Genomic DNA, 11,956 nt, shown 5'->3' on the forward strand with positions numbered 1-11,956 from the left:
GCAGTTTAATATTCCTATATGAGTGCCGCAGCCAAACGGCACTCGCTCTTAGCTCTCCTCCCACTCACCCTCTATACTCCCCCTATAATTTTATTTAGAGCAGGCTAGACATGAGCACAATCTCTCTGGCGAGGATTCACGCGCCCAATGATATTCGACTCGACCGTGTTGAGATGCCCAAACCCGGGCCAAATGACCTCCTTGTTAAGGTGCAAGTCTGCGGTATTTGCGGCTCTGACCTGAGCTATTTGAAGCTCGGCGGTATCCCAGGGGCCACTAGCCCAATGCCCATCGGGCACGAATTTTCTGGCGAAATTGCTGCAGCAGGGAGTCATGTCTCAGGCTTTAGCATCGGCGATCGCGTGGCAATTAATCCAGAGGGAGCCAACAATGCCATTGGTGGTGGCAGCAAGCACGGCGCGTTTTCACCCTATGTGCTCATTGAAAATGTAAGCAGCGACCCGGGCTTAGTGATCAAGCTCCCCGACACACTCGACTTCAAACTAGCGGCCCTTATCGAGCCCCTCGCGGTTGGCTTAAATGGCATCGATCGCTCGGCGCTACAAGCTGGCGAAAAAGTCGTGGTGTTTGGCGCCGGCCCGGTCGGCCTAGGGTGCGCACTACTGGCAAAACACTTTCAGGCCGCCGATGTGGTGGTTGTCGATTTGTCAGAAAAACGTCTAGCCGTTGCCAAAGAGCTAGGCTTGAAGCCTTTTCTGGCTAGCTCAGGCAGCATCAGTGACTTTCTCAAAGAACAGCACGGCAGTCGTAGCTTAGATCCCCGCTTGGGTGAACAGCCGGCAACGGATATTTATATTGAAGCGACTGGGGTAGGCGATGTCTTCCAAACTATCCTCAATACCGCCAGAAAGAATGCCCGCATCGTGGTGATCGGCGTACACTTTGCACCGGTGCAGCTCGATATGCTGAACTTCCTGATGCGGCAGCTAACGATCAGCTCCTCAATGGCTTACAGTAACGACACTTTTGCCCGGGTCTGCGCGCTGCTCGAGTCGGGAGCGATTGACCCAAAACCGCTTATCACTCACCAGTTTGCACTCTCTGAGTTTGACGCGGCCTTTGCCCAAGCCAGCAAACAAAATGAGGCGATCAAGGTTCTGGTTGACTGCCAGCAATAACTAGCTGCCCCTTTAAATAACCCCAAAGTCCTGGGCTATACGCGCCGCAGGGATCATTAGGCTGCGAATAATAAACTCCTGTTTACCCGGGTTTGCCACCGGCTGGGCCGACACAAGGGGAAAGGGAAGTTGATCAAGGCGATCAGCAGCCAGCGCTTGGGCCAGAGCCATGCCCATCATCGGCGCCATGACATTGCCCCAGGCATTAAAGTGCATCAGCCCGTAAACACCCTCGGCATGTTGATACATGCCGGGGAACTCTTGGTCGCGCATTGCCACGCGACCGGTCCAATAGGACTCGAGCTTTATCGGGAAATCTTGCGCTTCTGGCCAGGTCCGCTGAATCCATTTCAAATGATGTTCAAAGTGCCACTGCGCATCCGCCGGTCGGCGGCGACTGGGCATTGATGCCGTCACTATTCGTTTATGCGCGTCGACGACTAAGGGGTTGAGATCTATCGGCACCTGGGCCAAGGTGGCGCGGCTCGGCATAATAATATCGTAGAGCTCATCCGGTAATGGCTCTGTGCACAGCGCGTAAGCCGTCATCGGATAACAGCTTTGTTTAAATGCGGGGACGATATCTGTGGCGTAAGCATTGGTGCAGAAAATGACCTTATCGCAGCGCACTGTAGCGCCCTGTTCGACTTGAACTTTCCAGCCAGAACCTTCAGGCGACAGCTTTTTGGCGGCGCTATCACCAAAGATGCGCGCTCCTAGACCCTGCGCTGCAGCGGCCATACCCGAACTTAAAAGATAGGGGTTAACGCGCCCACCAGACTCATATAACACGCCGTAGGGGTAATAATCTGAGCCCGTCATATCGCGCATCTGCGCGGCGTCGAGGTGTTTGATGCTTTGACCTAAGCGCTCTGCAGGCCGGGCCGCTGAGCGGGCAAACTTGTCAAAGGCTTTCTGGGAGCTCATCGCGTTGAGATAGCCACTTTGGGTCGCATCACAGTCGATGTTGTATTTAGCAGCAATATCGAAGGGAATCGTGTGGTGCTCTTGAAACAGCTTAAAAAATGCTTCGCCTTTATCAGGAAACTGCTCGAACAGCTTGACATCTCTCAGCAGCGGAAGCACATGCCCAGCATTCCTGCCAGATGCCCCCCAACCGGGCTGTCGCGCTTCAACAACGACTGTATCCACCCCTAGCTCAGCTAGGTGGAGCGCCAAGGAGCAGCCGGCTAAACCAGCCCCGACAATCAGCACATCACAGCTCAGATCCTCGCTCAAGCTAGGGTAATCGGGGCCCTCACCTAAGGTTTTAGTCCAGCCACTACTGGCAAGCGGCACCGTGCCGCTGTCGTATGCCTGATGACTAGCGTCACTGAACTCCGCCTTGCTGGCGCCGACTTTAGCAGAAGCAGAGCTATCTCCCTCCGCACAGGCTGTCAAACTGCCCGCTACCAACAGTGCACTGCCTTGTTTAAGTACATCCCGCCTACTTATCTTGCCCATTGTTGAGCCTGCCTCTGTACTAGTCATTTTAGTCAGATCATTTGTCGTTCAGGCGGTAAACTAGCAAGGCGTTGCCCGCCTTCATAATCGAGCTGGCGCCAGAAGTAATATACAGCGCGTCTTGGCCGACCACGACCGGGTAGCCACTGACCTGCCCACCGCGAGCTACTCCGTTAACCGCCGGGTGCTCTAGCGCAGTGTCAATCTCGCGCAATAAGCGGCCATCACTGCTGGCATAAACCCGCACATAACCATCCCAAAAACTGGCAAAGACCATGTCGGAAACCACTGTCACTGCCGCGACTTGGCCGGCAATGCAGTAGTCACTGCCCCAGTTACAAGCCGGCTCAGGTGCTGCCGTGCGCCAGACAATCTCGCCCGTAGCGGGCTGCAGTGCGACTAGGGTGCCGGTAAACTTCCCCTCAGGTGAGTCGATATCCGATATGGGCACATAAATTTTGTCAGCGTCCGCTGCGAGGCTGTACATCACACCACCCAAATCGCCCCCTTCCGACACTTTTGTTGACCACAGCAATCGCCCACCCTGATCTGGGTCTAGGGCGTGCACATAACCGGATTTTTGCCCCACTACCACGAGGTCTTTATCCTCAGATAAGGCATACAACATGGCCGAAGTGCCACTAGAGAAAAAGTTTCTACAGTCGGTTTCGCGGCTAGCACACAGCGCCTCGCGCTCTTTCATAGCTGGCATTAAGGAGCGCTGCCAAGCCCGCTCACCGCTTTTAAGATCGTAGGCAATCACTGAATAGGGGCCACTGGCACCAGTAAAGCCATATTCTTCTGCTGTACTGGCATACACCAAACCGCGCTTAGTATCGATGTTCAGCGGGGTATAGGTCGATCCGCCTGCCGGGCCCTGTTTAAATTGCCCAGCGCCATATTCTGGCCCTAGATCACTTTGTTTGTCCTTATCTTGTAGCGCTGGCAGCGCGGCTAAAGGTGCCTGAATATGATCCTGCTTCCACAGTAAGCGCCCGGACTCTAGAGCCACAGCGGCAACGCCGCCTCTAGCACTACAACAAAAGTAATCCTGGTCGTGAGTCAGCGGATCTTCCATCGATGAAATAGCGACATAAACCACGCCATCGTACACTGTCGGCGCAGCAGTGATGCGCACCAAGAGATGATCCGCAACCTGCGTTTTCCACAGCTCTTTTCCGCTACTGGCATCCAGTGCATACACGCTGCCGCTATCGTCACCAAAGACAGCGACGCTCGCTGGAAGTCCCCCTGCCTGATACTCAGCATTTGGCATAGTGGCAACAGTCACTGAGCGCACAATTCGAGACTGTGTTGGATAAGCCCAGTTCACACAGCCATGCTCTGCATTGAGTGCAAGCACATAGCCTGTGCCCGCCAAGAACAGCGCATCACCGCCAACAGTCACTGGGCCGGCGGCTCCGCCCGGATAAGCGTAAGCCCAACTCAAGTGCAGACGATCTAAAGATTCAGCATTTAAACTGCGGTGTTGGCGATAGCGGAGGCCGCGAAAATCACCGTGGGTGTTCGACCAGTCGCCCTCAGCAAGCTGCACAGCACTGCTCTGCTTGGCACAGAGCTGAGTATTGGGGTCAGGAATTGGCGAGGGCTCTCTACCGGTCAGCAGTTTAACCAAGGAAATGATTTGTTCCTCCGATAACCCTTCAGCCATTGGTGACATGCTGCCACTCACTAGCGCTGCATAAGCATTTTCAGGGGGCTGATAACGCAGGGATGCCCGGGGAGGTATACGGCCATTGGCATTATCATGACATTGCGCACAGCGACTTTTATATAAACTAGCTGCTGGAGAATCCGCGTTTAGCACATCGCTATTGATGTTGCCCATGCCATCCATCAGGGGCGCTTCCTGTGCGCTAGCCCCGATAGCAAAGCACGCTAGAAGCAGCACTAAAACTAACAGCGGCAGGCCAGTATTGGATTGAAAACGATCATTATTAAATTTATTCATTACTCACATCCTGACAAAAACACCCTTCAAAGCCAGTCACTGTCAGCTCAAGAGTTTCAAGGCTTTAGACTTATCAGCGCAAGTTATACAAGACGACTGTCTTGCTGTAAAGCATAATGACCTGCTCGGACCAACACAGCAACATCGCTCGACCCAAGCTAAACAGAGCAGCCATGCCATCAGGCCACCATTGCTCGAGGCAAAGACTAAGGCGGTTTTATTTAAGCCTTAGGAAGCGCCGCGCTTTCGCCCCTATAATGGCGCGTGACACAGCTGAGCAATGTCAGACCATGCCAGGCAGATAACGGATTCAATATGCAAAAAAGCAGTTTCCCCAAAGTAAGCGAGTCAACCCAACAAAGACGGGAATATATTATTCAAGCAGCCACTCGTGTCATTGCGGAGCAGGGCTTAGCCGCCCTCTCAGTCCGCTCAGTAGCCACTGAAGCCGGCTGCTCTCGCGGGCTGGTGGAACACTATTTTCGTAATAAAACCACATTGCTAGTCGCATCTAACGACTGGGCCAATAGAGTTTATTTAGAGCGAGTCCAAGCAGCGGTAGGATCCCTGACAGGACTGACTGCACTAGAGATTAGACTGCGAAATCTGCTGCCCTATAACAGCACTATCCACGATGAATGGAAGGTCAGGGTGGCGTTCTGGCACCAAGGCATCACCCTCCCCCTAGTTGAGCAAAGTAACAACCAGTCTTTCTATGCGGTCTACTCTGCGCTCCTAGCGGACCTTCAGCAGGCCCATGAAGCCGGTGAGATCTGTGCCAAAATACCCGTAATTGAAACCTCAGAGCTGTTACTGATGACCGTTATTGGGCTTTGTACTAGCTGTATGAATGACGCTGAACTTCGTCAAAAAGCCCCCATGGATCGCCGCATCGCCATGATAATGGGCTTCTTAAAAACAGGGGATGTGTCCTCGCTAAAAGTAGGCGACCCTAAAATAGACTACTAAGCCATAAGGGCGATTGCGAGCCATGTCATCGCGTGCCAGCTCAAGCTTTAGTAGTTTCTATTATTCAATTATGTCAGCAATTCTCGTATGATCTATGCAACAACAACTACCGCCCTTATTAGGAGCACTACTATGTACACAGCGCGCGCTATCATGTTGTTCAAAGCACTCATATTGATTTGTGCCACGACCTTCAGTACAGCCCAAGCAGCGGTCATCTCCACCTCGGAGTATATCGTCAACGAAACGCAAAGCAGCCACTTAAGCAATGTTGAGCGCCTCTTGGCACGAGATGACGTTCAACAACAGCTAGTAGCCATGGGCGTGTCCCCCGAAGAAGCCTTAGCACGAGTCGCTGCACTTAGCCCTTCTGAGCTGCAGCTACTGAGTCAGCGTGCGCAAGAAATGCCTGCCGGTAGTGGCGTACTGGGACTGATCGGTGCGGTATTTGTGGTACTGCTAGTTTTAGAGCTGGTCGGCGTTACCAACGTATTTAACTCTATCTGAAGCCAAGAGAGCTGGTCTCAAGGGTGCATCGTTGGCTGCATCGCCTTAGCTTAGTTCTCTGCTGTACTGCGCTGGTCGCTTGCGCTCCTTGGCTAGCGCCAGCCTCACCTTCACAGCCCCGCAGTATTGAACTGAGCGAGGTACCTTTCTTTCCTCAAGCCAAGTACCAGTGTGGTCCTGCTGCACTGGCTACCGTGCTTAACTTCAGCGGCCTAGATGTCGACAGTGAGACCCTAGAATCTGCGGTCTATCTGCCAAAACGCGAGGGCAGCTTACAAGCCGAACTGCTCGCCGCCAGTCGCCGCCATGAACGCATCCCCTATCGAATTCCAGGAACACTAGACGCCCTACAGCAAGAACTGCTGGCAGGTAATCCAGTACTGATAATGCAAAACCTCGGTATCGATGTGCTGCCACGCTGGCATTACGCCGTTGTTGTCGGTTATCAGGCCGAGCACAATTCTTGGGTGTTACGCTCCGGGACCAAGCAGCGCAGTATCGAATCCGCAGCCAGCTTCTGGCGCCGCTGGAGCAAGGCAGGGAACTGGGCTCTGGTCACCAAGCCAGCTGGCGAGCTAGCGGCTACGGTAGAACCCAGAGCTGCACTGCAGGCACTGGCAGATGTCGAGTCTATGCTCTCAGCACAGCAAGCCCAGCGAGCTTGGGAAGCCGCTCTGTTACGCTGGCCAGAGGAAGCTGATCTGCAGTTTGCTACGGCCAATGCGCGGCGTCGAAGGGGCTTAATTGCTGATGCTGCAGCTCTCTACCGCCAGCTCATCAAGCAGCAACCCGATCATTTAGCTGCGCACAACAACTACGCCGACCTCTTACTCGAAGCCGGCTGCCCTTACCAAGCAGAGCTGACGCTAAACGCCGCACTTGAATACGAAAACAGCACAGCGCTCATGAGCGCCACACTGCATAAGACCGCCGAAGAAGTCCAAGCTGCCCTACAGCAGAAGCCAGCAGAGACCGACTGCCCAATCAATTAATACAAAGTAGCTAGAGGCTGCCCCTTAACGAGCGCCAAGGGGCAGTCAAATTGACTTAATCCAACAAAAATCCGCGGCTAGTTATCAGAGGGAAGTCTACATAGGTCCGAATGCCCGGCTCAGCTTTTAGTAGATGTGGAATAGCGTTGATCGCAGGCATCGCAGTGGTAATTAAATTCATCTCCATCAATTCCACTGGCGTGCTGCCTTTGAAGTCGCTGGGCGGGCTGTGTTTTAAGGTAAATGAAATGTTTGGATTGCCAACCACCTCAACCACGTAGCCACCGGAGAGTTCAATTTCGGGCGTGACACTTGGCCCCATCTTCCAGCCTTGGTTCAACTCCACCACCGACCTACCGCCGATAATGCCCCGCCAATGGCCGATTAAACCAGCAACACAACCCGCGTCTATTTTCATAAAGCCTAGATCTAAGGGCTGCTCTGTCACCGAAAAATCGGCATCGAAGCGCACTGTGTCAAACTCCAGGCCTAGGGCTTGGCCGGCCAAGTAAATCCCATCCGAGAAAACACGCATCCCAGACTCAGCGAGACTTTTAAGATTTGGCGTATCGAGTGGTAATCCAAAGCCACAACTTCGCCAGGTCTCAGCAGAGGCATAGCCGGAGCAATCTACTGATTCAGTAAAACGTATCACCTCGATATCTCGGCTCAAACCCGCAGCAACTAGACTGATATAGCTTGAAAAGCCCGGGTGAATCCCGCTGCCAAATATCGCTGCACGCCCCGCTTGTGCTGCAGCTTCAATACGATCTCTACTCTCTGTTCCCAAATTATGGCCAGTGACAAAGGAGGATGTCGTCACAATGGAAATACCGGCCTCAAGAATCATACAAAAGTCATCGACGTTAGCCCAGAGTGCGTTGTAGCTCACCACATCTGGCTTTAAATCGAGAATCTTTTGTGAGTCATTGGTGCTGGTTACACCGGTATCAGGCCAGCCTATTAAGCTCCCCACGTCGACGCCCACTTTCGCATCATCATAGACTCGGCAGCCCACAAGCTCTAAGTGCTTGCTAGTCAAAATAGCTTTCAAAGCGGACTGACCAACACCGCCGGTACCCCACTGCGCAACCCTAATAACCCTTTCCATCGAAATACCCTTAAAAGACTGGCTGTTGATAAATGATATTGTGTTACAGCAATGTAGAAATGTAACATTCAAAAGATAGCACAGCCCCTCAGACAAAACGATAGTGAGAGCGAACAGCTAACAATCACAGAGTCTGTTTAGCTATTGAGGCTCTACTAGAGCAAGTGAAGCCAAGTACTCGATATAAAGCTGCCAGCTCAATAGCTCAGTTCTTTTATTCAACAACTATACAAACGCGCAGCCTTGGGGCAGGATATTGTGTCGCCATTGCTGAACGAGCGGCCATGGCAAAACCGAAGCGCCTTTAAAAGTAATAAGAAAAACTAGGAATCAAGTCATGTGTAGCTGCCAGCTTGTCTCCGCATGTCGTCAGGCTTGCCCGGGCGAATACGCTTTGTTCAGCAAGGCCTAGCAGCGAATTAGCATGGATTGCGATTTTTATCAGTAATTTGCCCAGTCTTTTATCCCGAAAGCTCCACGGAGTAGTCAAATAGCTCATGCCAAACAATAGCAATAACTACGATTACATTATTGTCGGCGCAGGTTCCGCCGGCTGCGCTCTAGCCAACCGCCTAACACGCGAAGCCAGTCGTAAGGTACTGCTGCTTGAGGCTGGTGGGGAAGACCGCAACCCCATGATCCATATCCCTTTGGGCTTTGCCTTTTTAATGAACCACAAGACGCTGAACTGGTGCTACCAGACCGAGCCCGAAGCTCAGCTGGCTAATCGACGGATCAAATGGCCCCGCGGCAAAGTGCTGGGTGGCACCAGCGCGATCAACGGTATGGTCTATATCCGCGGCCAGGCCGAAGATTACGACCACTGGGCTGAGCTAGGCTGCCATGGCTGGGATTACGATAGCGTGCTGCCCTATTTCAAGCGCTCTGAGCACAAGGCCGAAGGCGCCAACGACTATCATGGCTACGGAGGCCCCTTGTGGGTTGAAGAGTGCCAACCCAAGGAGCGCCTTGCCCTGGCCGACCGCTTTATCCAGGCGGCGATGGAAACTGGCTTGCCCTTCAACCCTGACTTTAACGGTGCACAACAAGAAGGCGCCGGCTACTACCAAAAAAACATCCGCCGCGGACGGCGCCAAAGCAGTTATCGCAGCTACCTCAAAGCCTACCGCAAGCGCCCTAACCTCAGCGTATTAACCGGAGCCATGGTCAGTAAAGTACTGATTGAAGATGGCCGAGCCATAGGGGTGGAGTACCGCAGCTCGAAACAACAAGGCACTGCCCCCAGCCGCGTTTACGCTAAGGGCGAGGTCATTCTCTGCGGCGGCGTAATCAACTCTGCACAATTATTAGAGCTGTCTGGGATTGGCAACGCTGAGCAGCTATCGGCCCTGAATATCAAAGTCGAAAAAGACCTACCCGCTGTAGGTGAGAACCTGCAGGATCACCTAACCATCAATGTCATCCAGGGTTTGCATGGCATCCCGACCTTTTATGAACAGAGCCGACCGCTGGCACTGCTGGCTAACATCGCCCGTTACAGCGCATTTGGCACTGGTTTACTAGCCCACCCTGCAGCCCAAGCTGGCGTATTTTTTCGCAGCAGCGACAAGGTGACTCGGCCCGATGCGCAAATACATTTCTCTCCCGCAGCCAGTGAAGACGATGGCCGGGGCAATTTGAAATCCCGCCCCGGCACTACTGCAACTGTGTGTCATTTACGTCCAGCTAGCCGCGGCAGTATCCATATCCGCAGCACTGACCCAGGTGCTGCCCCAGCGATTCACGCCAACTATCTAGCAGCAGAAGAAGATGCTCAGACCATGCTCGCCGCCATTAAGCGGGTGCGGGAAATATTTGCTGCCCCTGCGCTAGATGCTAACCGCGGCAAGGAGTTTTTACCGGGGCCGCAGTGCCAAAGTGACGCTGATCTTATGCGTTATATTCGCGAAAATGCGGAGTCGGTATATCACCCTGTCGGTACTTGCCGCATGGGCTCGGACCCAGATTCTGTGGTTGATGAGCGCCTGCGAGTCCGGGGCATTGCTGGTTTACGCGTTGCTGATGCCTCCATTATGCCCGAGCTGATTTCCGGCAACACCAATGCAGCCAGCATTATGATTGCAGAAAAGTGCTCGGATATGCTGCTTGAAGACGTCGGCATTGCCACCGGCGCTATATTTGACAGCTAGCACAAGTCATAACAACACAGAACAAGGAATAGATAATGACAACAGCCGCCGGTGACAAGGCGCTCAGTGAGCGTCTCAACGCTATTCTCAACAATCAGCGCAGTGCCTTTAGAGCAGAGGGTGAAGTCGAGCTTGCAAGCCGTATAGACCGTATCGATCGCTGCATTGCACTACTGGTAGACAACCACGAAGCCATTTGCCAAGCAGTTAATGAAGACTTTGGCTGCCGCTCAGCCTTCTCAACCAAGATGATGGACATCACCAACTCCATCGGTAGCCTCAAGTTTGTCAAAAAGAATCTGAAGAAATGGATGAAGCCGGAGCGGCGCAAGGCCATGCTGCCGATGAACTTCCTCGGCGCTTCAGCCACTGTGCACTTTCAGCCCAAAGGCGTAGTCGGCATCATGACGCCTTGGAACGTCCCAGTGAATATGATGTTCAGTCCCCTTGCAGATGTCTTGGGAGCCGGCAACCGCGCCATGATTAAGCCCTCTGAATTTACCCCCCGCACCTCGGAGTGCATGAAAGAGCTGTTCGCGCGCTACTTCGAGCCCTCTGAGGTCACTGTTATTACCGGCGGTCCGGAAGTGGGCGCTGCCTTCAGTGCACTGCCTTTTGATCACCTGATTTTCACTGGTGCGACAAGTATTGGAAAGCACATTTTGCGCGCCGCTGCAGAAAACCTAGTACCCGTGACACTGGAGCTGGGCGGCAAGTCACCGGTGGTTATTTCTGAGCAATGCGATATTTATAAAGTTGCGGAAACACTGATCAGCAGCAAGGCGATGAATGGTGGACAGCTTTGCATCAGCCCCGATTACTGCTTTATTCCCGAGGGGCACCTAGAAGCCTTTATTCGCCACTGCCAAAGTGTTATCGCGGAACAGTTTCCCAGCATCCAGGACAACCCAGACTTTGTGTCTTGTATCAATGAGCGACACTATCAGCGCATCGCCAGCTATCTCGATGAAGCTGAAGCGGCAGGCACCCGTATTGTAGCCCTGAGCCCAGCGGGTGAAGAGCGCTCGTCAGCGGAGGCACACAAGATAGCCCTACACCTAGTGGTCAACCCCTCTGATGACTTGGCCTGTATGCAGGAAGAGATTTTTGGCCCCTTGATGTGCATCAAAACCTATCGCGACATTGAGCAGGTCATAAACTTCATCAACGACCGGGAAAAGCCGCTGGCCCTGTATTACTTCGGCGACGACAAAGAAGAGCAGGATGAAGTATTAAATCGCACATCATCGGGCGGCGTTTCAATCAACAGCGTAGGTATGCATGTAGGCTGTGACGATTTACCCTTTGGCGGTATCGGCAAGTCAGGCATGGGCAACTACCGAGGTCGAGATGGCTTCCGCACCTTTAGCCATACCCGAGCAGTGTACAAAGATGGCTGGCTCAACATAGCAAAACTCGCTGGAACGCTGCCCCCTTACGGTGAAAAACTGGCAAAAATGCTAGATTCCCAAATCAAAAAATAAACAGTCTCTGACTGCGTCCCTTGCCCCATAATGAAAGGGACGCAAAGTAGAGTTAAGCACTGCTAAGTTGCTATGCCACTGAGTAAGCAAGCTGGCGCAAAACCTAGCCCCGGCAGCAATTACTCAGCACGCGATAAAACTTTTGTGATCACTGTCAACATTAATGGT

At 53.0% G+C, this 11,956-nt stretch carries 9 protein-coding genes; 6 read left to right on the plus strand and 3 right to left on the minus strand.

Features of this window, described 5'->3' with window-relative positions; translation table 11 throughout:
• Positions 1-110: 110 nt before the first annotated feature.
• Positions 111-1,139, plus strand: coding sequence for a zinc-dependent alcohol dehydrogenase (locus H2508_RS08915; RefSeq protein WP_182172076.1), 1,029 nt, complete (start codon positions 111-113; stop codon positions 1,137-1,139).
• A gap of 12 nt (positions 1,140-1,151) precedes the next feature.
• On the opposite strand, the gene H2508_RS08920 is transcribed toward H2508_RS08915, so the two are convergent.
• On the minus strand, positions 1,152-2,603 hold the full coding sequence (locus H2508_RS08920; RefSeq protein WP_235965157.1) for an NAD(P)/FAD-dependent oxidoreductase: 1,452 nt from the start codon (positions 2,601-2,603) through the stop codon (positions 1,152-1,154).
• Positions 2,604-2,640: 37 nt separating this feature from the next.
• Complete coding sequence (locus tag H2508_RS08925) at positions 2,641-4,575, minus strand: outer membrane protein assembly factor BamB family protein (protein ID WP_182172082.1); 1,935 nt, start codon at positions 4,573-4,575, stop codon at positions 2,641-2,643.
• Positions 4,576-4,890: 315 nt separating this feature from the next.
• Here H2508_RS08925 and H2508_RS08930 point away from each other — a divergent pair, with 315 nt between their 5' ends.
• The 3 genes from H2508_RS08930 to H2508_RS08940 all read left to right on the plus strand — a co-directional run bounded on the left by H2508_RS08930 (position 4,891) and on the right by H2508_RS08940 (position 7,043).
• On the plus strand, positions 4,891-5,544 hold the full coding sequence (locus H2508_RS08930) for a TetR/AcrR family transcriptional regulator (RefSeq protein ID WP_182172086.1): 654 nt from the start codon (positions 4,891-4,893) through the stop codon (positions 5,542-5,544).
• Between the two features lie 132 nt (positions 5,545-5,676).
• Positions 5,677-6,051, plus strand: a complete 375-nt coding sequence (locus H2508_RS08935; protein WP_182172089.1) for a PA2779 family protein — start codon at positions 5,677-5,679, stop codon at positions 6,049-6,051.
• 23 nt (positions 6,052-6,074) lie between these two features.
• Positions 6,075-7,043: a PA2778 family cysteine peptidase gene (locus H2508_RS08940; protein WP_182172092.1), complete on the plus strand. Its 969-nt coding sequence runs from the start codon at positions 6,075-6,077 to the stop codon at positions 7,041-7,043.
• A gap of 55 nt (positions 7,044-7,098) precedes the next feature.
• Here H2508_RS08940 and H2508_RS08945 read toward each other — a convergent pair whose 3' ends face one another.
• Positions 7,099-8,154, minus strand: coding sequence for an NAD(P)H-dependent amine dehydrogenase family protein (locus H2508_RS08945; RefSeq protein WP_182172095.1), 1,056 nt, complete (start codon positions 8,152-8,154; stop codon positions 7,099-7,101).
• 497 nt (positions 8,155-8,651) lie between these two features.
• Here H2508_RS08945 and H2508_RS08950 point away from each other — a divergent pair, with 497 nt between their 5' ends.
• Both H2508_RS08950 and H2508_RS08955 read left to right on the plus strand, forming a co-directional pair.
• A complete protein-coding gene (locus H2508_RS08950; RefSeq protein ID WP_182172098.1) occupies positions 8,652-10,304 on the plus strand; it encodes a GMC family oxidoreductase in 1,653 nt (550 codons plus the stop codon).
• Positions 10,305-10,339: 35 nt separating this feature from the next.
• Positions 10,340-11,788 (plus strand): coniferyl aldehyde dehydrogenase, encoded by a 1,449-nt coding sequence (locus tag H2508_RS08955; protein WP_182172101.1) that lies wholly within the window; start codon positions 10,340-10,342, stop codon positions 11,786-11,788.
• Positions 11,789-11,956 lie beyond the last annotated feature (168 nt).

Source organism: Sediminihaliea albiluteola, assembly GCF_014077625.1.
Classification (GTDB): Bacteria; Pseudomonadota; Gammaproteobacteria; order Pseudomonadales; family Halieaceae; genus Sediminihaliea; species Sediminihaliea albiluteola.

Excerpts from the sequence above, each read along its gene's own strand:
- H2508_RS08935 (WP_182172089.1), top strand. The coding sequence starts at position 5,677 with ATGTACACAGCGCGCGCTATCATGTTGTTCAAAGCACTCATATTGATT.
- H2508_RS08955 (WP_182172101.1), top strand. The coding sequence starts at position 10,340 with ATGACAACAGCCGCCGGTGACAAGGCGCTCAGTGAGCGTCTCAACGCT.
- H2508_RS08945 (WP_182172095.1), bottom strand. The coding sequence starts at position 8,154 with ATGGAAAGGGTTATTAGGGTTGCGCAGTGGGGTACCGGCGGTGTTGGT.
- H2508_RS08920 (WP_235965157.1), bottom strand. The coding sequence starts at position 2,603 with ATGGGCAAGATAAGTAGGCGGGATGTACTTAAACAAGGCAGTGCACTG.
- H2508_RS08915 (WP_182172076.1), top strand. The coding sequence starts at position 111 with ATGAGCACAATCTCTCTGGCGAGGATTCACGCGCCCAATGATATTCGA.
- H2508_RS08925 (WP_182172082.1), bottom strand. The coding sequence starts at position 4,575 with ATGAATAAATTTAATAATGATCGTTTTCAATCCAATACTGGCCTGCCG.
- H2508_RS08950 (WP_182172098.1), top strand. The coding sequence starts at position 8,652 with ATGCCAAACAATAGCAATAACTACGATTACATTATTGTCGGCGCAGGT.
- H2508_RS08930 (WP_182172086.1), top strand. The coding sequence starts at position 4,891 with ATGCAAAAAAGCAGTTTCCCCAAAGTAAGCGAGTCAACCCAACAAAGA.